This is a genomic window from Corallococcus sp. AB045 (assembly GCF_003668895.1).
Classification (GTDB): Bacteria; Myxococcota; Myxococcia; order Myxococcales; family Myxococcaceae; genus Corallococcus; species Corallococcus coralloides.
Map to the genome: position 1 here is coordinate 1 of NZ_RAWN01000043.1, position 23,333 is coordinate 23,333.

General features: G+C 70.0%; 19 protein-coding genes. 9 read left to right on the top strand and 10 right to left on the bottom strand.

What is annotated here, in order from left to right:
- The first annotated feature begins 142 nt into the window (after positions 1–142).
- The gene (locus D7Y21_RS12920) at positions 143–3,562 is read left to right on the top strand and encodes an ATP-binding protein (RefSeq protein ID WP_121713440.1); all 3,420 of its coding nucleotides are present in this window, start codon (positions 143–145) and stop codon (positions 3,560–3,562) included.
- Between the two features lie 11 nt (positions 3,563–3,573).
- Here the strand turns inward: D7Y21_RS12920 and D7Y21_RS12925 are convergent, their stop codons facing one another.
- The gene (locus D7Y21_RS12925) at positions 3,574–5,022 is read right to left on the bottom strand and encodes an FAD-binding oxidoreductase (RefSeq protein ID WP_120565304.1); all 1,449 of its coding nucleotides are present in this window, start codon (positions 5,020–5,022) and stop codon (positions 3,574–3,576) included.
- Between the two features lie 164 nt (positions 5,023–5,186).
- On the bottom strand, positions 5,187–6,518 hold the full coding sequence (bioA, locus tag D7Y21_RS12930) for an adenosylmethionine--8-amino-7-oxononanoate transaminase (protein WP_121713442.1): 1,332 nt from the start codon (positions 6,516–6,518) through the stop codon (positions 5,187–5,189).
- Between the two features lie 289 nt (positions 6,519–6,807).
- Here bioA and D7Y21_RS12935 point away from each other — a divergent pair, with 289 nt between their 5' ends.
- Entirely contained in the window at positions 6,808–7,605 is a 798-nt protein-coding gene (locus D7Y21_RS12935) for an acyl-CoA desaturase (RefSeq protein WP_120565306.1), read from the top strand.
- Positions 7,606–7,672: 67 nt separating this feature from the next.
- Here the strand turns inward: D7Y21_RS12935 and D7Y21_RS12940 are convergent, their stop codons facing one another.
- The 4 genes from D7Y21_RS12940 to D7Y21_RS12955 all read right to left on the bottom strand — a co-directional run bounded on the left by D7Y21_RS12940 (position 7,673) and on the right by D7Y21_RS12955 (position 10,656).
- A complete protein-coding gene (locus tag D7Y21_RS12940; protein WP_121713444.1) occupies positions 7,673–8,518 on the bottom strand; it encodes an SDR family oxidoreductase in 846 nt (281 codons plus the stop codon).
- Between the two features lie 189 nt (positions 8,519–8,707).
- On the bottom strand, positions 8,708–9,208 hold the full coding sequence (locus tag D7Y21_RS12945; protein WP_120565308.1) for a serine/threonine protein kinase: 501 nt from the start codon (positions 9,206–9,208) through the stop codon (positions 8,708–8,710).
- A gap of 10 nt (positions 9,209–9,218) precedes the next feature.
- Positions 9,219–9,572: a serine/threonine protein kinase gene (locus D7Y21_RS12950; RefSeq protein WP_370038531.1), complete on the bottom strand. Its 354-nt coding sequence runs from the start codon at positions 9,570–9,572 to the stop codon at positions 9,219–9,221.
- Positions 9,573–9,729: 157 nt separating this feature from the next.
- Entirely contained in the window at positions 9,730–10,656 is a 927-nt protein-coding gene (locus tag D7Y21_RS12955; RefSeq protein WP_120565310.1) for a DUF2381 family protein, read from the bottom strand.
- Between the two features lie 953 nt (positions 10,657–11,609).
- On the opposite strand from D7Y21_RS12955, the gene D7Y21_RS12960 reads away from it, so the two are divergent.
- Both D7Y21_RS12960 and D7Y21_RS12965 read left to right on the top strand, forming a co-directional pair.
- Positions 11,610–12,812: a DUF2380 domain-containing protein gene (locus D7Y21_RS12960; RefSeq protein WP_370038533.1), complete on the top strand. Its 1,203-nt coding sequence runs from the start codon at positions 11,610–11,612 to the stop codon at positions 12,810–12,812.
- Positions 12,809–13,276, top strand: a complete 468-nt coding sequence (locus tag D7Y21_RS12965) for an NUDIX hydrolase (protein ID WP_121713448.1) — start codon at positions 12,809–12,811, stop codon at positions 13,274–13,276. Before D7Y21_RS12960 ends, D7Y21_RS12965 begins: the two co-directional genes overlap by 4 nt.
- A gap of 42 nt (positions 13,277–13,318) precedes the next feature.
- Here the strand turns inward: D7Y21_RS12965 and D7Y21_RS12970 are convergent, their stop codons facing one another.
- Positions 13,319–14,176, bottom strand: a complete 858-nt coding sequence (locus D7Y21_RS12970) for an SDR family oxidoreductase (RefSeq protein WP_121713450.1) — start codon at positions 14,174–14,176, stop codon at positions 13,319–13,321.
- Between the two features lie 107 nt (positions 14,177–14,283).
- On the opposite strand from D7Y21_RS12970, the gene D7Y21_RS12975 reads away from it, so the two are divergent.
- The 3 genes from D7Y21_RS12975 (at position 14,284) to D7Y21_RS12985 (ending at position 16,767) form a co-directional block, all read left to right on the top strand.
- Positions 14,284–14,694 (top strand): helix-turn-helix domain-containing protein, encoded by a 411-nt coding sequence (locus D7Y21_RS12975; protein WP_014400500.1) that lies wholly within the window; start codon positions 14,284–14,286, stop codon positions 14,692–14,694.
- Between the two features lie 83 nt (positions 14,695–14,777).
- Positions 14,778–15,977 (top strand): GNAT family N-acetyltransferase, encoded by a 1,200-nt coding sequence (locus tag D7Y21_RS12980; RefSeq protein WP_121713452.1) that lies wholly within the window; start codon positions 14,778–14,780, stop codon positions 15,975–15,977.
- A 94-nt stretch (positions 15,978–16,071) separates the two neighbouring features.
- The gene (locus tag D7Y21_RS12985) at positions 16,072–16,767 is read left to right on the top strand and encodes a suppressor of fused domain protein (protein ID WP_120565315.1); all 696 of its coding nucleotides are present in this window, start codon (positions 16,072–16,074) and stop codon (positions 16,765–16,767) included.
- On the opposite strand, the gene D7Y21_RS12990 is transcribed toward D7Y21_RS12985, so the two are convergent.
- Positions 16,733–18,775: an ATP-binding protein gene (locus D7Y21_RS12990; RefSeq protein WP_121713454.1), complete on the bottom strand. Its 2,043-nt coding sequence runs from the start codon at positions 18,773–18,775 to the stop codon at positions 16,733–16,735. The genes D7Y21_RS12985 and D7Y21_RS12990 overlap by 35 nt on opposite strands.
- A 197-nt stretch (positions 18,776–18,972) precedes the next feature.
- Between D7Y21_RS12990 and D7Y21_RS12995 the strand changes: the two genes are divergently transcribed.
- A complete protein-coding gene (locus tag D7Y21_RS12995; RefSeq protein ID WP_120565317.1) occupies positions 18,973–20,043 on the top strand; it encodes a dipeptide epimerase in 1,071 nt (356 codons plus the stop codon).
- 6 nt (positions 20,044–20,049) lie between these two features.
- On the opposite strand, the gene D7Y21_RS13000 is transcribed toward D7Y21_RS12995, so the two are convergent.
- Entirely contained in the window at positions 20,050–21,234 is a 1,185-nt protein-coding gene (locus tag D7Y21_RS13000) for a S41 family peptidase (protein WP_121713456.1), read from the bottom strand.
- 122 nt (positions 21,235–21,356) lie between these two features.
- Between D7Y21_RS13000 and D7Y21_RS13005 the strand changes: the two genes are divergently transcribed.
- Positions 21,357–21,986, top strand: a complete 630-nt coding sequence (locus tag D7Y21_RS13005; protein WP_120565319.1) for a LuxR C-terminal-related transcriptional regulator — start codon at positions 21,357–21,359, stop codon at positions 21,984–21,986.
- Between the two features lie 4 nt (positions 21,987–21,990).
- Here the strand turns inward: D7Y21_RS13005 and D7Y21_RS13010 are convergent, their stop codons facing one another.
- Positions 21,991–23,280, bottom strand: a complete 1,290-nt coding sequence (locus D7Y21_RS13010) for a M48 family metallopeptidase (protein WP_121713458.1) — start codon at positions 23,278–23,280, stop codon at positions 21,991–21,993.
- Positions 23,281–23,333 lie beyond the last annotated feature (53 nt).

A 23,333-nucleotide genomic window follows, 5' to 3' on the forward strand; every position in this document is an offset into this window, starting at 1 on the left:
CCTGAAACCCGCGAGCGGCGGTCCCTGCCACCCCACCCGGGGCCGAAGCAAGCAAGCTCACACTCGCTCTTGATGCCCCGGCACGCGCCGCGCGAATCCGCTATCAACCGGACGCTTCCCCTGGACGAACATCCGAGGCCTCATGACTCCCCCCAGTCCCTTCCAGGCCGGTTCCACGGCGGTGTCGTCCACGGAAGGGGGAATGGACTGGCTGTCCGGCGGCGGTGAGATGGGGCGGTTGATCCGCTCCATGGACTGGTCGAGGACGCCGCTCGGGCCGGTGGAGACCTGGCCGCAGAGCCTGCGCACGACGGTCAGCCTGTGCCTGTCCTCCACCTTCCCCATCCTCATCGCGTGGGGGCCGGAGCGCGTGCAGCTCTACAACGACAGCTACCGGCCCATCTGCGGCGCGAAGCACCCGGAGTCCATGGGCCAGCCCTTCCGCGACTGCTGGGCCACGGCGCTGGCGGCGGTGGGCCCCGTGTTCGAGAAGGCGGGCACGGGCATGGGTTCCTACATCGAGAACCAGCGCATGTTCCTGGACCGGTACGGCTACCTGGAGGAGGCCTTCATGACCTTCTCCTTCAGCCCCATCCGCGACGAGTCCGGAGGCGTGGGCGGACTCTTCCACCCCATCACGGAGGTGACGGAGAAGATGCTCAGCGCGCGGCGCACGCAGACGCTGCGCGAGCTGTCCGCCCTCCTGGGCAAGGTGAAGACGGTGGAGGACATCGGCGCCGCGCTGCCGCGGTTGCAGCAGGACGCCGCGCTAGACGTGCCCTTCCTCCTCTTCTACCGCCGCGACGAAGCGGCTCCCCGCGTCCAGTGGGTGGGCGGCATGGGCCTGCCCCCGGGCACCGCGTGGAGCCCGGTGGAGGCGGGGCTGGACGGACCGTGGCCCTTCGCCTCCGCGGGCGCGGACTCGGTGGACGTGCCGCGCGCGCCGCTGGACGCGGACCTGCTGCTGGGGCCGTACGAGGAGCCGCCGGCGCATGCGCGCGTGCTGCCCATCCACCCGGCCGGCATGGCGGAGCCCTTCGGCTACCTGGTGGCCGGCGTGAGCCCCCGCCGCGCCATGGATGATGCCTACCGCAACTTCTACGAGCAGCTCCAGGCCACGGTCACCAACGCCGTCGTCAGCGTGCGCACCTACGAGGCGGAGGCCCAGCGCGCGGAGGCACTGGCGGCCATCGACCGGGCGAAGACGGCGTTCTTCTCCAACGTGTCGCACGAGTTCCGCACGCCGCTCACGCTCATCCTGGGTCCGCTGGAGGAGTCGCTCGCGGACGCGTCCGCGCCCCTGCCGCCATCGCAGCGCGCGCGCCAGGAGCTCACCCACCGCAACGCGCTGCGCCTGCTGAAGCTGGTCAACTCGCTGCTGGACTTCTCGCGCATCGAGGCGGGCCGGGTGAAGGCGAGCTTCCACCCCACGGACCTGGCGCGGCTCACCGAGGACCTGGCCAGCGTCTTCCGCTCCGCCATGGAGAAGGCGGGGCTCCAGTACACCGTGGACACGCAGGACGTGGGCGAGCCCGTCTACGTGGACCGGGACATGTGGGAGAAGGTTGTCCTCAACCTGCTCTCCAACGCGTTCAAGTTCACGCTCCAGGGCTGCGTCACCGTGCGGCTTCAGCGCGAGGGGACGCGGGTGCGGCTCACCGTGCGGGACACCGGCACCGGCATCCCGGAGGCGGAGCTGCCGCGCGTGTTCGAGCGCTTCCACCGCGTGGAGTCCTCACGCGGGCGCACGCATGAGGGCACCGGCATTGGCCTGGCGCTCATCCAGGAGCTGGTGAAGCTGCACGGCGGCACGTTGGGCGTGCACAGCGTGGAGGGCGAGGGCAGCACCTTCTTCGTGGAGCTGCCGCTGGGCCGCGCGCACCTGCCCGCCGAACAGGTCCAGGAGGACGAAGGGACCCCGCACGCGGGCAAGCTGGGGTCCGCCTTCAGCGAGGAGGCCCTGCGCTGGCTGCCGGATGCGCCGGAGTCCTCACCGCCACCGGGTGCTGAGCCGATGAGGGCTTCCGTCGAAACCACCGTGCTGGGAGACACGGGCGCGGGGTTCTCGCTGCCCATGGGACGCGGGCGCATCCTCGTCGCGGACGACAACGCGGACATGCGCGCGTATGTGAGCGGCCTGCTGTCGGCCCACTGGACCGTGCGCGCGGTGGCGGACGGCGAGGCGGCCTTCGAGGCGGCGCTCGAGCTGAAGCCGGACCTCATCCTCAGCGACGTGATGATGCCCCGGCTGGACGGCTTCGGGCTGCTCCACAAGCTGCGCGGCGACGCGCGCACGCGCGGCATCCCCTTCATCATGCTGTCGGCGCGCGCGGGCGAGGAGGCCCGCATCGAGGGGCTCCAGGCCGGCGCGGACGACTACCTGGTGAAGCCCTTCTCCGCGCGCGAGCTGCTGGCGCGCGTGGACAGCCAGCTCCAACTGGGGCGGGCCCGGCAGCAGCTGTCCGACTTCTTCATGCAGGCCCCCGCGGCCATGTGCGTGATGATGGGCTCGGACCTCGTCTTCTCGGTCATCAACCCCATGTTCGCGAACCTGATGGGCCGGGACATGCTGGGCAAGCCCGCGCGCGACGCCCAGCCGGAAGGGGGCCACGGCGTGCTGCTCCAGCACCTGGAGCGCGTCTACCGCACCGGTGAGCCCTTCGTGGGCCGCGAGGTCCCGGCGCGCCAGCCGGACGGCCAGGGCGGCCTCAAGGAGCTGCTGCTGGACGTGGACATCCACCCCCAGCACGACGGCGGGGGCCGCATCCAGGGGCTGCTCGTCGCGGTGCAGGAGGTCAGCGAGCGGACCCACGCGCGCCAGCAACTGGAGGCCCTCACGCGCGACCTCCAGCACGCGGTCGCCGCGCGCGACAGCTTCCTGGGCGTGGCTTCGCACGAGCTGAAGACGCCCGTCACCGCGCTGCTCCTGCACCTGGAGATGACGCGCCGGCGCCTGTCTCCCAAGCGCGGCGATCCGCCCTCCCCGGAGAAGCTCACGTCGGCGATGGACTCCGCGCTGCGGCAGGTGGAGCGGATGTCGCGGCTGGTGGACGAGTTGCTGGACGTCTCACGCATCCGCGCGGGCAAGCTGGACTTCCACATGGAGGAGAGCGACCCGATGGAGCTGGTCCACGAGGTCCTCGACACCTTCCGCGAACAGATGGAGCAGGCCGGCTGCATCCTGCAGCTGCGGGCGGAGCTGAACCTGCGCGTGTGGTGGGACCGCTCGCGCATGCAGCAGGTGCTGACGAACCTGGTGTCCAACGCCATCAAGTACGCGCCGGGCACGGCGCTCGGCATCGGACTCAGGAAGCACGGCGACCGGCTCATCCTCTACGTGTCGGACGGCGGCCCGGGCATCCCGCGGGAGCACCAGGACCGCGTCTTCGAGCGCTTCGAGCGCGGCGGCCCGCCCCGCTCCGTGCACGGCCTGGGGCTGGGCCTCTTCATCGCCCAGCAGATCGTCCAGGGCCACCACGGCAAGCTGGTCCTGAAGAGCGCCGCCGGACAGGGCGCTACCTTCATCATCGACCTGCCGCTCCCCCCGCGCGCCCAGGCCTGAAGCACGCGCCTTCAGTGCGCGACGCTCGGGGGCTTCACCGGGCCGGGCAGGATGTTCTGGTTCACGTGGAAGAGGTTCTGCGGGTCGTAGGCCCGCTTCACCTCCACCAGCCGCGCGTAGTTGTCGCCGTAGGTGGCCTGCACGCGCTCCTGGCCCTCCTCCATCATGAAGTTCACGTAGGCGCCGCCCGCCGAGTACGGGTGCAGCGCGTTCCAGTACTCCTTCGCCCAGGTGGAGATGTCCGCCGCCCGCTCCGGTGACGGATCCACCCCGACGATGACCTCCGACCAGCGCGCGTCGCGGAAGCGGAAGGCCGTGTCATGCGGGCCCACGCGGTGCGCCGCCCCGTCGATGGGGTACAGGTGCATGGTGGACTGCATGGACGGCAGGCGCTCCGCGAAGGACACGTGGCGCTCGATGGCCGCGTCCGGGATCTCGCGCACGAAGTCCGCGCGCCAGTACCACTGGTGCCCCGGCGGATAGAGCGCGTCGAAGGCGGTCTGGAGCATGGGGAACGGCATGGGCATCACGCCGTGCAGCGCGGGCTTGAGCGCCAGCACGGGCTTGAACAGCTCGTCCGCGCGCGCGGGGTCGCCCGTGTAGCACCACACCACGCCGCACATCTTCTGGAGGTGGAGCTCCTCCGGGAAGGGCGGCGCGGGCGGCACGGTGATGAAGGCGAAGAAGCCGGTGAGGTCCTCCGGCGCGGCCGGGAGGAACTCGCGATACCAGCGCATCACCTCCGCCGCGCGGTCCAGGGGCCAGAGCGTGGGGCCACCGATGACGATGTCCACGGGGTTGGCGCGGAAGAGGAACGACGTCACCACGCCGAAGTTGCCGCCGCCGCCGCGCACCGCCCAGAACAGGTCCGGGTGCCGCTCCTCGTTCGCGGTGACGAAGCGGCCGTCCGCGAGCACCATGTCCACGGCGAGCAGGTTGTCGATGGTGAGCCCGAAGCGGCGCGTGAGGTGCCCCAGGCCGCCGCCCAGCGTGAGCCCGGCCACGCCCGTGGTGGAGATGATGCCGGAGGGCACCGCGAGCCCGAAGGCATGGGTGGCGTGGTCCACGTCCCCCCAGACGGCGCCGCCGGAGACGCGCACCGTGCGGGCCTCGGGGTCCACGCGCACGCCGCGCATGCGAGACAGGTCGATGACCAGTCCGTCATCCACCAGCCCCAATCCGCCGCCGTTGTGGCCGCCGCCGCGCACGGCCAGGGGCAGCTTGCGCTCGCGGGCCAGGGCCACCGCGGCGATGACATCCGCCACGTCCGCGCACCGGGCCACCATGGCCGGGCGCTTGTGGATCATCGCGTTGTACAGCTGGCACGCCTCCGCGTAGTCGGCGTCGCCCGGCTGGATGAGCGCGCCGCGCAGCTGTGCCCGGAACAGCTCCACGCTGTCCGGCGTCAGCCCGGCGGGCAGGCCGGGGCCTGTCTGCGGACGGTGGGTTTCGAGTGTCACGGCGGTTCCCTCCTCAAGAGCCGGCACCGGCACGGCGCCTGACTCAACGGATGCGCACGGTGACGGCCTCGCAGCACCAGAGGGCAGGAGGGGGCTGCCCGGCACGCGCTGGTGGGCGGGTACGGACGCAGCGCTCCGCCACTCCGCCCCCCGGGAGGGACGGCTCAGCCCGCCGCCACCTCGCGCAGGCTGTCCTCCACGCCCTGAAGCAGCAGGTCCAGGTCCGCGTCCGGGATGTTGAGCGCGGGCGCGATGTAGACGGTGTTGCCCATGGGGCGCAGGTACAGGCCACGGCGGCGAGCGGCCTCGTAGACACGCCAGCCGCTGTCCGCGAAGTAGCCTCCGCCGCCCAGGTCCACCGCGCCCACCATGCCCACCGCGCGCGGGCGCACGAGCCCGGGGAGGGTGGCGGCCATGCGCTCGAAGGCGGCCTTCACACGCGGCGCCTTGCGCTGCACCTGCCCCAGCACGTCCTCGTCGCGGTACACGGCCAGCACCTCGCGCGCCACGGCCGCGCCCAGCGGGTTGCCGCAATACGAGTGCCCGTAATACAGCGCCCGGTCCTTCGCCCCCAGGAAGCCCTGGAAGATGCGCTCCGACGCGAGCGTGGCGGCGAAGGGCAGCATGCCCCCGCTGAGCGCCTTGGCCAGGCACAGGAGGTCCGGCACCACGCCAGCCAGGTCCACCGCGAAGCGAGCGCCGGTGCGGCCCATGCCGGTGAAGACCTCGTCGGCGATGAGGAAGGTGTCCACCGCGCGGGTGGCCTCGCGCACCTCGCGCACGAAGTCCGGCGACGACATCCACATGCCCGCCGCGCCCTGGAGCACGGGCTCCAGGATGACACCGGCGATGCCGTCCGGATCCGCCGCGAGCGCGGCCTTCACCTGTGCCAGGGCGCGCGCGTGGCCGTCGGGTTCAGCGGGGGACGGCACGTGCACCACGTCGAAGAGGAGCGGGCCGAACACGTCGCGGAACTCGTGCACGCCACCCACGCTGGTGGCGCCAATCGTCTCGCCGTGGAAGGCGCCGGTCAGGGTGATGAAGCGGGTGCGGCGGGGGCGGCCGTTCTGCGCCCAGTACTGCGCGGCCATCTTGATGGCCACCTCCACCGCGGTGCTGCCGTTGTCCGAATAGAAGACGCGCGACAGCTTCTGCTCCGAGGGCACGTCCGCCCGGTCCGCGCCCGGGGCCAGCGCGGTCAGCTCCGCGCCCAGCAGGGCCGCGGGGCCGTGCGTGATGCCCGCGAGCGAGACGTGGGCCAGGCTGCCCAGTTGCTCGGTGAGTGCGTGCACGAGGCGCGGGTGGCGGTGTCCCAGGGTGGACACCCACCACGAGCCGTTGGCGTCCAGGTAGCGCCGTCCGTCCGCGTCATGGAGCCAGACGCCCTCCGCGCGGACGATGACCAGGGGGTCCGTCTTCGCGATGTACTGCTCCATGGCGGTGTAGGGGTGCCAGACGTGCTGCTTGTCCAGTCCGACGAGGGTTGCCCGATCCACGGTGGAGGCTCCTGGGCGCAAGGGGAGTGAAGCCCGGGGTGACGCGCCGCGTGCCCTTCTGCCCTCCCTCGGGACGGCCCGCAACGTCGCGGTGCGACACGAGGGACGGGGGCGAATGGGTGGCCGCACCGGGCCTTATCCACCAGCGGACAGGCAGCGGAATGGGACGCTCAATGGCGTGCGTCCGGGACGGGACGGTGGGGCCAGGTCGGTGCCGGTGACGTGGGGAGCGCTGACATTGCCATGACAGCGGGGGTGTTAGCCCTGTGTCTGTCATCACGGGAGAGTCATGGCCATCATCATCTTCTTCATCAGTCACTGGCTGCTCTGCGTCTTCTTCCAGAGCTTCTTCCAGCACCGTTACGCGGCGCACCGCATGTACAGCATGGGTCCGCGCACGGAGAAGGTGATGCACCTGCTCACCTACCTGGTGCAGGGCTCGTCGTACCTGTCGCCGCGGGCCTACGCCATCCTGCACCGTGAGCACCACGCGTACTCGGACACGGAGAACGACCCGCACTCGCCGCACTACTTCAAGGACGTGATGCGGATGATGTGGCACACGAAGGAGCGCTACACAGGCATCCTGACGCGGAAGATCCAGCCGGAGCCCCGCTTCGAAGGTGGCTATCCGGAGTGGAAGCTCGTGGACGAGACGCTGGGCCAGTCCTGGTTCGCGGTGCTGGGGTGGGTGGCGCTGTACACGGCGTTCTACGCGACGTTCGCGACGTCGCCCTGGATGTTCCTGCTGTTGCCGGTGCACTTCGTGATGGGGCCGGTGCACGGCGCCATCGTGAACTGGTGCGGGCACAAGTACGGCTACCGGAACTTCAAGGGCGCCGACAAGTCGCGCAACACGCTGCCGGTGGACGTGCTGTGCATGGGTGAGCTGTTCCAGAACAACCACCACAAGTACGGCAGCAGCCCGAACTTCGCGGCGCGCGCCTTCGAAATCGACCCCACGTGGCAGGTGATGCGCGTGCTGTCCAAGCTGGGCGTCATCCGCATCACCACGCCCCAGCGCGCCGTGTACCCGGAGCCGCGTGAAGTGGCCCGCCAGGGTGGCGCCGGAGCGCAGGCGGCCTGAGTTTCGGCACAGACGTGAAGCAACGCGGGGGAGCCGTCCGTCAGGGACTGCTCCCTCGTGGTGTTTCTCAGGCCTGCTGGAGCGCCGCGGCCAGCGTCGTGGTGGGCCGGCCGATGAGACGGCTCAGCGTGCGGCTCGTATCATTCAGGTCGCCTCGGGCGATGCCTTCGTCCGAGTTCGCCAGCACGTCGGCGTAGCCCTTGGGCAGCCCCGCCTGCATGAGCGCGGCGGCGAACTCCGCGGGCGGCAGGTCCTGATAGGGCACCGTCCTGCCGGACTGGCGTGACAGCTCCGCTGCGTACTCCTCCAGCGTGAAGCCGGTGTCGCTCGCGAGCTCATACACCTGGTTCTCATGGCCCGTGCCGGTGAGCACGGCGACAGCGGCGTCCGCGTAGTCCTGGCGGGTGGCAGGAGCGACGCGGCCGTCCTTCGCGCAGCCCCGGAGCACGCCCTGATCCAGCGTGCGCTTCGCGGCCTCCGTGTAGTTCTCCAGGTACCAGCCGTGCCGCAGGAACACGAACGGAAGCCCTGACGCGCGGATGGCCTCCTCCGTGAACAGGTGCTCGCCTGCCAGAATCATCCGCGACGTGTCCGCGTGCAGGATGCTCGTGTAGGCCAGCAGCTTCACGCCGGCCTTCTTCGCCGCGTCCACCACGGTCTGATGCTGCTTGCGCCGCTGGCCCACCTCACTGGAGGAGATGAGCAGGACCGTATCCCCGCTGGAGCACACGCCGTCCCACGTCTCCGGGCGGCTGTAGTCCGCCTTACGTACCTGCACGCCACGCGCGGCCCACTCCGAGGCCTTGTCCGGATTGCGCACCGCGACCGCGACCTGGTTCGCGGGGACCTGCTTCAACAGGCCCTCGATGACGAAGCGGCCCAACCGGCCCGTGGCTCCCGTGATGACGATCATGGCTGCCTCCGTGTTGATTGTAGCAGGGAGCATTCCAAGCCCCCGGCCCCCCTGCTCTACACCTCCCGGCCCGGTGCGGTCCCAAACCTGTCCGACTGTCGGACAAGTTTGAGCGAAGCGCAGCCGCCGGGGAGGCCCAGCAGGTCTCTCGCTTTCTCATCCCCGGGAACCGGACTCCTGTCCGACGACTTAGAGGAACTCGTCCACGATGAAGACGCCCCCGCCGGAGAACTCAAGGACGGCGGTTCCGGGGGCTGAGCCAGGGAGCTTCCTCATCTGTCCCTTGGCCGTCCGCGCCACCGCACAGATGGGCACCCGCTGTGATGCACCCGGTGGAAGTGCCTCGAAATAGCGGATGACTGCCTGGGGTCCGCTCGTCCAGACATATCCATAGAGACGCGCCGGTGCCTCCAGCGTCCCCAGGTCGTCGTTCAACACACTCTCGACACTCCCTTCGTGCAACGTGATGGACCGGCCATGCATCTGGTTCACATCGAATTCGACGGTCGCACCGTCCCCCACGCCCAATCGCAGATAGCGCATTGCCTTGAGCGCCTCTTCCGGGCATTTCTCGGGCCCAGGAGTTCCGTCGGACCGCAGACTCACCTTCCCTGTCGCGGTACCAGCGCAACCCGTGATCAGGGCCATGCAGAAGAGACCGCACGCGAACTCAAACGTCCTGGAAGCCATCCCGTGGACCTTAGAGGAACTTGTCCACGATAAAGACGCCGCCTCGTGAGTACTTGATGACGGCGGTTCCCGGGAGAGAGCCGGACAACTTCAGCATCTGTCCCTGGGCCATGCGAACCACCGCACAGATGGGAACCCGCGCCGCCGAATCCGGGGGGCGCGCCTCGTAGTAGCGGATGACCACCTGCGGCCCGCTTGTCCACACGTAGCCATAGAGCCGAGTGGGCGAGTCCAGCGGCCCCAGGTCACTCAACAGCATGCTCTCGACCCGGCCCTCGTACAGCGTGGTGGGTTCGGCGTCGCCCTGGTTCACATCGAACTCGACGAGCGCGCCGGCTCCCACCGCCAGACGCAGATAGCGCATCGCTTCAAGCGCTTCTTCCGAGCACCGCTCGGGTCCTGGAGTCCCATCAGATCGAAGCGACACCCGTCCCATTGTCGAGCCCGCGCATCCCGAGGCCAGTACCGACAAGGCAAGGCAACACACGCGTTCGAGCTTCCTGGAGACCATTGCCCGGCTCTTACTCACGCACCAATTGGGGGTCCAGCCGCACAGAGGCCTGGAGGCGCCCATCGTGCTGGTAGACCTCCAGCGCCAGCTCCTCGAACTTTCCCTCTGGGTTGAGGAATGCACTGCGGTCCACCACGAACGCGATGGCACCTTTCTGGCCTGCGGCGATCGACTCGCGTTGAGCCCGGATGGCCACGGTCCTCGGCGAGCGACTGGATGACGCGAAGAGCTTCGTCTGGGACAAGTGCCAGGTCCGACTCTCACTCTGATTCATCACGCTGAGCATGACCGCCGCCTTGCCCTTACCCGAATAGACCGTCATCGAGATCTGGGCATCCACGTCATATCCACGCCACGTGTGCTGCCGCTTGAACGGCGTTTGCGCCCCCGCTCCCGACACCAGCAGCGCCGCCAAGGCGTGGTCCGCGGAGGTCTCCTCTTCACGCAGCCGCGCGTTCTCCTCTTCCAACTCGCTCTTCGCCCTGAGCGTGCGTGTCAGGACGGAGACCAGGGCCTGATAGCTCTCCCGGTCCTTGAAGACGTCTACCTGCTGATCCGTCCAGCCGCCCTCCTCCGTGAAAGGCGGCCGCAGCAGGAACGACATCGCGGTCCCATCCGCGAGCGTCACGAGCAGGGGAACGCTCTCATCCGGCCCGAGGGCGCGGAGGGGTTCAATCACCACGCGCTTCCCCGCGACCACCAGCGGCTCGAAGCGTCCCTCCCACCCGAGCAGCTTCGTCTTCAGAGGGTCGCAGGGTTGCTCGAACCGGAGCACCGTGACGATCTGCCCCGCCACGTGGATGCGATGAGCCGCGTCGTCCGGGTGCTCCGACAGCACCAGGGTCCGGACCTGAGCCCTCTCTCTCGGCCCCGCCAGGGCAGGTGTGGCCACGAGGGCGAACAGGACAACGAACCAGCCAGGTAGGACGTTACGCATCGAACCTGGACCCTACCCAAGCCGCCCGTTCCACGCCAATCTTCCGGACCGGACACGTATGCACCGGTGACGTCCACGAACATGCAACGGCTGCTGGCCGAAATCTCCTCCCGCCACGCTCGCCCAGTTCGCCGTCTCCTTCAGCGACTTCCTGGAGAAGGCGCTCACCAGCGCCAGCACCTACTTCTGGCTGAAAGGGTGAGCGCCCCACCATGGCCGCAGTGTCCTCGCCTCTCTCCATGCCTTCTGGGGCACGCATCGTCCGGTCCCGGCCAACGTGTCGGGCCTGGCGGTTATGACCGGGCTCTGCACGCCGCACCGGAGTGCAGTCAGGAGGCGTGAGTGAGGGGCAACCGCTGGTGGGCTGTGCTGTGGCTGGGGCACCTTGCCAGGCGAGGAGCGGCGACGGCTTCGCCTGACTCCGGGGCTTCAGTCCCCAAGGGACCCTCCCGATCCTGGCCCTCACTGGCACGGCTGGAGGTGGCGCCGCTCGCGTTCCTTCCGCGCGCAGGTGGCGGAAGGCTTCATCCAACTGGTGGCCACAGGCGGCACGCGGCTGTTCCCGAACGTTGACGGGGCACTGCGTCCGGGTGCTTTCAGGTCAGTGGGCTTAGGGGTGGACAATGCGCGCTGATGCCCTGTTGCTGGCCCTGGTGCTGCTGGCCACGGGATGCGCCTCCGTGTCGCAGGCGCCTGGGCGTGGCCGAAGCTTGAGCTACGCGCCGCGTGAGGCCCGCTCGCCCGCGTGGGAGGATGTTCCGAACGATGAGCCCCCGCGCGCCTGGGACTCCGTCCCACGCGCCTTCTCCGGGTCTGAGCAGCGGCTCCTGCGTCGCCAGCCGCCGCGTGACGACGTGACAGCAGTGGGAGTCGGCAGCAGAAAGGGCGCTGTTGGGGGCGGGGCCCGGAGCGCTGCATCGACGCGTCAGGCAGTCCTCGACGCCACGGACGAAGTGAAAGGCTCCCTGCGCGGCGTCGAGGCCGCGTTCACCAAGCTGGCGGCCCGTCCTCCAGACCCTTGGGGCTGGAGCCTCACCGGCGTCTTCACGCGTTACCTCGACCAGGGCTCCAACCAGGTGACGTGGCTTCATGACGCGCTGGGGAGCGCCACCGCGTTGACGGATGCGGCCTCGGAGGTTGGCGACACGGACATGGAGCTGGGCCTCCTGCGTCTGACAGGGCCGAAGCTCCAGGCGGCTCAATTCGGGACACTCCTGCTGGCCACATGGGTGGACGTCCTCCACCTCGCGGACGCCGTGCTTCGCAATTGCCCGATGTGCAGCGTCGAGAAGCTCTTCACGGACCTGCATCGCGTGCAGGGGCTGATGGAGCCCACGCTGACGGACCTGGCTTCACTGGACCCGGAGCGCGTGGAGGCGGCGACGACCGCGATGCCCGAGTTGATGGGGAAGCTGACCCGCGAGTTCGACACGCTCCAGCGGGAAACCCGCGCGACCATGAAGTTCGGCGGGCAGGTCATCGCGGCAATGCAGGCGGTGGAGATGGTCACCATGATTTCCACGATGAAGATGGCCATGCCACGGGTGCCGCCCTCGGCCCCCGCGACACTCGGCCTGGGCCTCGTGATGGGCTCGGGTGGGGTCATGATGGGCTCGCGGATGGTGGTCTCCGCCGAGTGGGTAGAGATGATGCGAAGGCTCGTGCAGGCGGGCGTCATCTCCGTTCCCGCCGTCAGCGCAGCCGTCCTCATTCAGAGCGGACAGGTCATGATGGCCCAGGCGCATCAGGACCTGCCCAAGGGTGTACGCGACGCGCTGGGGGACAGCCCGGAAGTGCGCGGCATGCAGGTGACGGGCAGAGCGGGGGCGGGCATGGCGGACGCTCCGAAGCACCATGTGCTGCCGCAAGAGCACCGCGAGTGGTTCGAGCAGCGCGGCTTCAAGGGCGACATGGACATCGACCAGTTTTGCGTCCGGTTGGAGCAGGCCCACCACGAGGCGATTCACGGTGGGGGAAACTGGAAGCTGGGGCGCATGTGGCCCGGTGAGTGGAACCGGATGATGATGGAGGTACTGTTCAAAGCCGAGATGAAGGCCGGCCGAAAATTGATGCGGAATGAGATCTTGAAGGAAGTCGCGATGCGTATGCGGGACTACAGAATCCCGATGAGCTTCACCTCCGGAAGAAGCCGATGAGTGGCGGAGAAGCCTGGCGGGGCAACATCAAGGCGCGCTTGTACGAGAGGGCTCGTGAACGGGGCTTTGACTCCCTCATCGCTTTTGCCGAAGCACGCCCTGCTGTCCCGCTATACGCGCTGGCCGACGAGCTTGGCAGCGACGTTGCTGCCGTGCAGGTCCTAAGCGGCTTGCTGTACGAGGCGCAGCAACGCAAGCAAGTCACGCGTTTGGTTCGTGACGTCCTCGTGCGCGAGTTGGCCGAGAGGTTCCCAAATGGTTGGCCGGGGGCGCTGGACGACGTAAGCCGAGGAGAGGTGGCCCTGGGGCTCGGGACGTGGTTCGCCTACGCCCCAGAAACGCACAAGGAGCGCGTGGACCGGGCCGGCGATGCGCTCCTCGCCCATCCGCCACCGCCCGGCTGGCAACCGCTCGGGCCTGACGACGAGTTACTCCGCGCGCTTCTACCCGACGAGGAAGCCTGACCCGCGAGGTGACCTCGCGGGCCAGAGGGCGCCGCCCAAAACTCAGCCCTGCTTCAGCGCCGCGCCAATGGCGTTCCCGAACGGCGCAGTGGGCCGGCCGATAAGGCGGCTCAGCGTGCGGCTGGTGTCGTTCAGCTCCCCGCGCGACAGGCCCGCGTCCGCGTCCGCCAGCGTGTCCGCGAAGGGCTTGGGCACGCCCACCTGCTGGAGCGCCGCGGAGAACTCCGCCACCGGCAGGTCCACGTACTTCACCGGCTTGCCCGACTGGCGCGACAGCTCCGCCACGTACTCCGGCAGCGTGAAGCTCGCGTCTCCCGCCAGCTCGTACACCTGGTTCTCGTGGCCCGTGCCCGTCAGCACCGCCACCGCCGCGTCCGCGTACTCCTGACGCGTCGCCGTGGCCACCCGGCCCTCCTTCGCGCTGCCCTGCACCACGCCGTACTGGAGCGCCGGCCCCACGTGCTCCGTGTAGTTCTCCACGTACCAGCCGTTGCGCAGGAACACGTACGGGATGCCCGACGCGCGGATGGCCTCCTCCGTCGCCTTGTGCTCCCCCGCCAGCGACAGGCCGCTGCGGTCCGCGAACAGGATGCTCGTGTAGGCCAGCAGCTTCACGCCCGCCTTCTTCGCCGCTTCAATCACCACCGAGTGCTGCGGGAAGCGCTTCCCCACCTCGTTCGCGGAGATGAGCAGCACCGTGTCCCCCTTCCCGAACGCCCCGTTCAACGTCTCCGGGCGGTCGTAGTCCACCTTGCGCACCTGCACGCCGCGCGCGGCCCAGGCCTTCGCCTTGTCCGGATTACGCACCGCCACCGCCACCTGGTCCGCCGGCACCTTCTTCAGCACCCCCTCCACGACGAACTGGCCCAGCTTCCCCGTCGCTCCCGTGACCACGAACATGGCTCCGCCCTTCCTTCCCGCGCTCCAGGCGCGAAATCGAACTGGGGCTTACCGTAACGGGGGTACTCACTTTTCGTAAGTACGCACCTCGTGGTAAGTGTCCCATCATGAAGGCAAGCAAGGGCAGTCCATTGCTGGAGAAGGTGAAGCAGCGCGGGGACCTGTACGCGGCGGCGTGTCCCTCGCGCGGCGTCCTGGAGCACGTCACCAGCCAGTGGGGCGTGCTGGTGCTCGTCGCGCTCAAGGAGGAAGGCACCCACCGCTTCAGCGAGCTGCGCCGCAAGGTGGGCGGGGTGAGCGAGAAGATGCTCGCCCAGACGCTCCAGGCCCTGGAACAGGACGGCTTCGTGCACCGGGAAGCCCACCCCGTGATTCCCCCCCACGTGGACTACAGCCTCACGCCCCTGGGCGAAGAGGTGGCCGTCCACGTGGAGGCGCTGACCACCTGGATCGAGGACAACGTGGCCCGCGTGATGAGCGCCCGCACCAAGGCGCCGCCCCGCAAGAAGGCCTCCTGAGCGGCCCCGGGCCCCCTCGCCCGGATGCCCTCCAGCGGGACGAACGGGAGCGAAGGGAACAGGCCCGCGTTAAGACTGCTCCCGTGCCCGCCGACACCCCGCTCAAGGTCCGCATTCTCGATGCCATCCGCGATGTCCCGGCCGCCCAATGGGATGCCCTGGTCGCCGACGGCGCGCCCCCCTTCGTGCGCCACGCGTGGCTGTCCGCCATGGAGGAGAGCGGCAGCGCCACCGAGGACACCGGCTGGGCCCCGCACCACCTGACACTGTGGCGGGGCAAGAAGCTGGTCGCCGCCGCGCCCGCCTACCTCAAGTTCCACAGCATGGGCGAGTACATCTACGACTTCGGCTGGGCCAACGCCGCCGCCCAGCTGGGCGTGGAGTACTACCCGAAGCTGCTCGTGGGCGGCCCCCTGTCCCCCGCCACCGTGCCGCGCTTCCTCACCGCCCCCGGAGAAGACGCCGCGCTTCTGCGCCGAGCGCTCCTCCAGGCCGCCGTGGAGACCGCGCAGGCGCAGGACTGCTCCGGCGTGCACGTGCTCTACCCCACGGATGAAGAGGCGGACTTCCTGGAGGAGGCCGGGCTCGCGCGCCGGATTACCCTCCAGTTCCATTGGAAGAACCCGGGCTACCAGGGCTACGAAGACTACCTGGCCCGCTTCGACTCCAAGCGCCGCAACCAGCTCAAGCGCGAGCGCGCCGCCGCGGCCACGCAGGGCATCCAGGTGCGCACCGTGCGCGGCGCGGACCTGACGCAAGAGCACGCCCAACGCGCCTATACCTTCTACACGTCCACCTGCGAGCGCCACGCCTGGGGCCAGGTGCAGCTCACCCCGGGCTTCTTCGAGCGCGTCTTCCGCGACCTGCCCGACGCCGTGGAGATGGTGGAGGCGGTGAAGGACGGGCAGGTCATCGCCGGGGCCTTCAACCTGGCCACGCCGGAGCGGCTCTACGGCCGCTACTGGGGCTGCACGGAGGAGCACCCCTTCCTGCACTTCAACGTCTGCCTGTATCACTCCGTGGACGACTGCATCCGCTCGGGCCGCAAGGTCTTCGAGCCCGGTGCCGGCGGCGAACACAAGGTGTCTCGCGGCTTCGAGCCCACCGCCGTGCACAGCGCCCACCTGATTTTCGACAAACGCCTGGACAAGGCCGTGCGGAGCTTCCTGCGCATGGAGCACGCGCGGCTGGCACCCGCCGTGGAAGAGGCGGAGCGCATCTGCGGCCTCAAACCGTGGGGAACCCCTGGGTCAACCGGAGCCAGAGGGTCCACCGGAACCTGAAAACCTGAACGTCTGTCCGCCAGCCCACCGGCCGGTGGGCATCCGCGCTCGGTTCAAGTTGTGAAATCGGGGTGAACCTCTAGAGTCCGCCCTCATGAAAGTCCCGGAGACAGAGGAAGACTTCATCCAGTGGTACGAAGACTGCTGGGCGGACCGCGACGAGGTGGAGTACCCCAAGCTGTTCGGCGCCATCCGTGAGGAGGTAGACCTCCTGGAGGGCACCGGCGTGCTGGAGGGGTGGCTGGAGAGCGAGCTGGCCCAGGGCACGGAGATGGATCCGAACTGGCTGCCCATGGGCGTGCGCGTGGCGCCTCCCAGTCCGGAGCACCCGTACTGGACCTACGTGACCAGCGGCCTGTCCAACCCCTTCACGGTGGCCCCCGGCGAGGACCTGGCGGACGACGCCAGGAGCGGCCTGGGCTACGAGATGGTCATCCACACGCCCGAGGAGGAGCGCTGGCCGGTGCTGCGCCTCCTGGACATGATGGCCTACAACCTCGTGTGCGCGCGGCTGTTCGCCATGGGCCACCGCTACCCGGTGGACGGCACGCTCACCGGCAGTGAAACGAAGCTCGCCGGCTTCGTGTTCGTGAAGGACGCCAACCGCCCCAGCCACTTCACCCTGCCCAGCGGCCAGGTGGAGCTGCTCACGCTGGTGGGCGTGACGAAGAACGAGATGGCCTTCGCGCGCTCCAACGGCATGGACAGCCTGCTGAAGCGGCTGGCCGACCCCGCGAACCCGAGCACCGCGTTCATCACCCGCCCGGAGCGCGACGAGGTGAAGCTGTAGCGCCCCCACTCTCGCCGCCGCGCTGACCGGCGCGCGGCGGCGAGGACTCCACCAGCGAGTGCAGGAGGCCCGGCTCGAAGGGCTTCTCGATGCGCGGCAGCGGCACGGCCTGGAGGAAGGCGCGGGCGCGCTCCGTGAAGCTGCCGCCCGTCATGAACACGAAGCGCGACAGGAGCTCCGGCCGGCGCCGCGACAGCTCCGCGTGCACGTCCATGCCGGTGAGGTCCGCCATCATCAGGTCGCAGAAGACGCGGTCGAAGGCGTCGTCCTGCTCCAGCAGCGTCAGCGCCTCCCGGCCGCTGTGCGCCACCACCACGTCATGCTGCCGGCCGAGGATGCGCCGGAGCACCGAGGTGAGCTGCGGCTCGTCGTCCACCACCAGCACGCGCTTGCGCAAGGGCCCGTCGTCCGTGCGCACCGCGGGGACGCCCGGGTGCACGATGGGCTCCGAGACGGGCAGCCGCACCTGGAAGGTGCTGCCCAGGCCGGGGATGCTGGTGGCCGTCAATTCGCCGTGCATGCTGCGCACGAGCCCCAGGCAGATGGACAGCCCCAGGCCGCTGCCCTCCCCCACGGGGCGCGTGGTGAAGAACGGCTCGAAGGCGCGCTGGAGCACCTCCGGCGTCATGCCCAGGCCGGTGTCGGACACCTCCGCCAGCACCCACGCGCCCTCGCGGCGGGTGGTGAGCGTCACGCTGTGCCGGTCGAAGGCGCCGGCGGGGATGGCGTGCGCGGCGTTGATGAGCAGGTGGAGGAACACCTGCCCCAGGCGCGCCTCGTGCGCCAGCGCGGGCGGCACCTGGCCGTAGTGGCGCTCCACCTGGGCGCGGCTTCGCAGGTGGGTCATCGCCATGGAGATGCCGAACTCCAGCGCCGTGTGCACGTCCACGGGCCCCAGGCGCAGCTCGTCCGCGCGGGCGAAGGTCTGCAGGTCGCGCACGATGACGCGGATCCGCTCCGCGCCCTCCTTCGCCTCGCGCAGCGCCTCCAGCGCCTCGCCCACCGCGTCCTGGAGCTCCGGGCGACGGGCGAGCGGCGTGAGCTGCTCCACCGCGAACTGGAGGTTGCCGGCGACGTAGGACAGGGGGTTGTTGATTTCGTGGCCCACGCCCGCTGCCAGCTGGCCCGCCATGGCCAGCTTCTCCGACTGCACCAGCCGCTCGCGCGCGGCCATCAGCTCGTGCGTGCGGCGCTGGGCCAGGGCCTCCGCCTCCAGGCGGCCGGAGTGCTCGCGGGTGAGCAGCGCGTCGCGCTCCGCCTGCACGCGCTTCTTGTCGGTGATGTCGCGCGCGTAGGTGGAGATGTTGCGGCCGCTGGACCAGGCGTGCACCTCGTGCCAGCGGTCCCTGCCGGTGCGCAGCTCGAAGAGGCGGTAGCTCTCCTCGGCGGCCACCTCGCGCATCGTGCGCTCGAACGGGGTGCCGCACAGCTCCGGGCACGCCTCCCATAGCACGCGGCGGAAGAGCTCCTCCTGGGGGCGGCCGGTGAGCGCGGCGGCGTTGCGGTTCACGTAGGTGAGGCGCCAGTCCGTGTCCACGGTGAAGAAGGCGTCCGGCATGCTCTCCAGCACGTCGCGCACCCAGTCCAGCGTCTCGCGCAGCCCCTCCTCCACCCGCTGGGCGCTGGTGATGTCACGGAGGCGTAACAGCACCCCGTCCCGCAGCGGCACCGCCGTGCCCTGCAGCAGCACCTCCCCTTCGGTGAAGTGGTCCGCGTGCGGCCGGCCGGACTCCACCACCTGGCGCAACAGGTCCAGGCGGCCGGCGATGCCCCCCTTCGCGGACACCTCGCCCAGGCGCCGGCCGCGCAGGTACTCCGGCCCCCGGCCCAGCGCACGCGCCGCGGCGGGGTTCGCCCACAGCCACTCGAAGTCCAGGATGGCGCCGCCCGGCGAGCGCACGGCGCGCAGCACCATGCACGCCTCGGGGTGCTCGCGCTCGGCCTCTTCCAACGCGGCCAGGAATGCATCCGGGAGCGGAAGGGCCACGGTCGTATCGGTCGCGGACATCCGGCTCCTCGCGGCCCAGGTACCGCCCAACCCCCGGGAAGCCCGCATGTCGCCACGAATCGCACGGCGGCTCAAGCCAGCCCCAGTCTTCGTATCTTTCTTAACCTTCTCGAATTACAGACACGTGAGAGTGAAAGCCGGAAGGAAAGGAAAGACTCCCCTCTGGACCGGAACGTCGGCCACACTCGTGCCTGCCCATGCGCCCTACCCTCATCACGCACGTCGCGTTCGAACCGCTGCACCTGTCCCTGACGGAGCCCTTCGCCATCGCCACCGGCGCGCAGCTGGCGGCGGAGAACGTGCTCGTGCGCGTGACGCTCGCGGACGGCACCGTGGGGTTGGGCGAGGCGGCGCCCTTCACCGCGGTAAGCGGAGAGACGCAGGTCAGCACGCTCGCTTCCTTGGAGCCGGTGCGCGAGCTGCTCGTGGGCCGCGACGCCCAGGAGTGGCGGCCGGCGTCGGAGGCGCTGGGGGATGCGCTGGCGCTGGCGCCGGCCGCGCGGTGTGGCGTGGAGATCGCGCTCCTGGACGCGCTCACGCGGCACCACCGCATCCCGATGTACGCCTTCTTCGGCGGGGCGGGGACGTCGCTGGACATCGACATGACGGTCACCGCCGGAGACGTGACGCACGCGGTGGCGTCGACGCGAGCCATCCTGGGGCGGGGCATCGACACGGTGAAGGTGAAGGTCGGCGCGCTGGACCCGGACGCGGACGCGGCGCGGCTCGTGGCCATCCACCAGGAGGCCCCGAAGGCGCGGCTCATCGCGGACGCGAACGGGGGCTATGACGTGGCGGAGGCGCTGGCGTTCCTCAAGGAGCTGGAGCGCGCGGAGGTGCCGCTGTCGCTGTTCGAGCAGCCGGTGGCCGACGTCGCGGGGCTCGCGGAGGTGACGCGCCGCTCGCGGGTCTCCGTGTGCGCGGACGAGTCGGCGCGCTCGGTGAAGGACGTGCTGCGGCTCATCCGTGAGAACGCGTGCCACGGCATCAACATCAAGACGATGAAGTGCGGGATGGTGGACGCGGTGACGATGTGGAGCCTCGCCCGAGCGGCGGGGCTGGAGCTGATGGTGGGCGGCATGGTGGAGAGCGTGCTCGCGATGACCGCGTCCGCGCACCTGGCGGCGGGGCTGGGCGGCTTCAGCTACGCGGACCTGGACACGCCGCTGTTCATCGCGAACCACCCGTTCCAGGGCGGCGGCCGGTACGAGGGCTCGCGGCTGACCCTGGACCCGGACGCGCTGGGGCACGGCGTCACGCTGCGCTGAAGGCCTTCAGCCCTTCACCTGGGAGGCGGCCACGTCCAGCGCCCGCTCCTTCTGCGGGTCGTCGCCGGCCGCGTACGGCAGCGCGTCCGGGACCTCCACGTCCACGGGGACACCCACGCCCTCCAGCCGCTCGCCGTCCACGGTCACGTCCATGACGGCGAGGTAGAGCAGGTCCCCGTTGGACAGCTCCTGCGGCCCGCCGGCCAGCACCGCGCCCGCGGTCCGCTCGCCCACGAGCGTCGCCAGCCGGTGGCGCTTCATCGCGAAGGCCACCAGCTCCTTGCCGCTGCGCGAGTTGCCGTTGACGAGCAGCACCACCGGCTTGCGCCAGGACAGCGCGTAGGGACGCATCTTGCCATCGCGGCCGGTGTTGACGAGGAGGGAGACCTGGGGGTTGAAGAGGTTGATGAAGGCCGGGCTGCATCCGCCCCAGCCGTCGCGGAAGTCGATGACGAGCGCGTCCGCGTCCGCGAAGGTGTCCTGGAGCGCCTCCTCCAAGGCCTGCTGGTACTCGTCGCCCGCGCACGCATAGACGTGTTGGTAGGCGACGCGGCGGCCCTGGCGCTCCACAACCTGCCCACTGGCCTTCTGGACCGCGAGCCATTCCTTGCGCGGGTTCATGCGACGGGGCGTGACGGTGAGTGACAGGGGCGCGGCGCCCTTCACGCGCTCCACGGTGAGGCGCGTGGCCTTGCCCGCGCGGTTCGTGAAGGCGTACCAGGGGTGGAAGGGCTTGCCCTCCACGGTGACGAGCCGGTCCCCGCGCAGCAGACCCGCCTTCGAGCCGGGGCCGTCCGCGAAGACGTGGCGGACGAAGAAGCCTTCCGGAGTCTCCCGCACGTCCACGCCGATGCCGGTGGCCGCGATGTCCTCCTTCTTGAGGAAGGTCTGGAAGATGGAGGTCACCTCCGCGTGGCCGGGGCTCTCCTTCGGGTAGTAGGCCGTGTGGGAGGTCTTCAGCTCCGCGAGCGCCGCGTTCGTGCGCCGGGTGAAGTCCTCCACGTCCTTCGCGTCGGCGGCGTAGCCCTGGTGCGCATCGGCCCAGGCGGCGCCCTTCGCCGCGTCGACGTAGCGGGTGCGCACGAGGTTGACGATTTCATCGCCGCGCTTCGTGAAGGGGGACGTGGCGGCCTGGGCGCTCGCCACGAAGAGCAGCCCCGCCACCCACCACCGCGTCGTCCGAACCGTCATTGCGTACCCCTCCCGGGAGGACTTCACGATTCTTCACAGGGGCGCGGCCCAGAGGGAAGCAAAGGCGTCCTGCGCCGTGCGGTGTGGCGAACGCGGCGGGCGCGGTTAGGGATGAGGGGCTCATGTTGGATGCGCCCTCGTCATCGCCCAGGCTCGCGCTCGTGTCGGAGGACCCCCTGGCCCGGGGTGCGCTCGCACGGGCGCTGAGCGACCAAGCGGAGGCCTGGACGGTGGTGGCGGCGGGCACACAGGAGGAGCTGGAGGCAGCGCGGGGTGAGCCGCCCGACGTGGTGCTCTGGGACACGGGCCTGCGGCTGGAGGAAGGCGCGGCGCCGGACCTGGGCGCGCCGGTGCTGGCGCTGGTGGCGGACGAGGCGGCGGGGGAGTTGGCGCTGGGCGCGGGCGCGAAGGGCCTGCTGTTCCGCGACGTGGCGCCGGGGATGCTGGGCGCCGCGCTGCACGCGGTCGCGCGAGGCCTCACGGTGTTCGAGCCGGGCCTGTCCCACGTGCGCGCCGCCCCCAGGAGCACGGCGCCCACGGGAGCCCCGGGCCCGGACACGCTGACGCCGCGCGAGCGCGAGGTGCTGGGGCTGCTGGCGGAGGGCCTGTCGAACAAGGCCATCGCGGACCGGCTGGCCATCAGCGAGCACACCGCCAAGTTTCATGTGAACGCGGTGCTGGCCAAGCTGGGCGTGCAGCGCCGCACGGAGGCGGTGGTGCGCGCGGCGCGGATGGGGCTGGTGACGCTCTAAGCGCTCAAGGTGCGAGGAACGATTCCGCGAGCCGCTGTTCGTCATACAGGCTCGCTTCCACCCACTCGCGCTGGAAGGTCGGGAGGGGCCACAGCTCGAACCGGAACTGGTCGAAGGTCATGACCGCGTGCTCGTCGCGTTTGACCTCCGCCGCCGCCCACGCGCGCCCGGCTTCGTCTCCCTTCAACTGGGCGCCCTGCTCCATCAACTCGGAGCCCTTCCAGACCTCCCAGGTCGTGGAGCCCTCCCGGAAGTGTCCGCCCAGCTTCCACAGCGCATGCCCCAGCCGGAGCCGCTCCTCGGGCGTCAGCCGCTCCTTCGTCACCTCCAGCCGTGACAGCAGCTGCCTGGGACCGTGCAGGAGCCGCGTCCCCATGGCCGCCCAGTAGAACGGCCAATCGGGATAGCGGACCCCTTGCGACTCCAGGCGCCACTGGGCGCTATCGCCCAGCCCGGCCATGCGCGTCGCCCGGTATTGGGGCAGCTCCGCGATCCGCTCCAGCTCCCGCAGTTCGTCCTGCGTGAGCGGCGCCTGCTCGGAGGTCTCGCCCAACAGCAGCAACAGCGGCAGGTCGGAATGGTCCGACCGGGAGGCCAGCGCCACCATCTCCGGCCGCAGGAGGTCCCGCCCCCGCTTGCGCGCCTGCGCCACCACACGCGGGCCGATGCTCCGGTGGAAGTATTCGAACGCGGCGAGCCTCAGGACCGGGTTCCGCAGTCCGGAGAGGTGGTCCATCATCCACTGTTCCTGCGCCTCGGACACCGAGCCCGTCAGCATGGCGATGAACCGGTCCTCCACGTCCTCGGTCCGTGCCCAGACGATGGCGACGACGTTCTGCATCTCCGGGACGAGCTCCGTGCGGTCGTCATGGTGGTGGAAGCTGGGACGTCCCGCGTCGAACCACGCCTGCCGCATGGCATCCAGCCAGCTCCCCTTCGGCTGAAGACGGCGCTGGTCGATGAGGGCCGCGAGCACGCGCGGCTCCGGGTCCCCGGGCGCCAGCTCACGCAAGCGCTCCACCACCCGAGCCGCCGCATCCAGCTTCCCCGCTTGCAGGAACAGACACGCCCGGACGATCCACGCCGACCGGGACAGCGGCTCCTCCTCCAGGACTCCGTCGATCTCCGCGTGTGCCAGGTCCAGCTTCTTCGCCCAGGCGTGGTCCACCGCCCGCTGGAGCCGCGTGGCGACAGGTTCGCGCGGGGTGGCGGAGGATTTCGGCACGGACGCGCAGGCACAGAGCCACCCGCCCAGGAACAGCGACGCCAGGAGTCGCGAGGGAGTCCGCTTCATCCCATCATCCTAGCGGGTCTCCAGACAGGCTCCGGCGGATGCTTGCCCGGTGA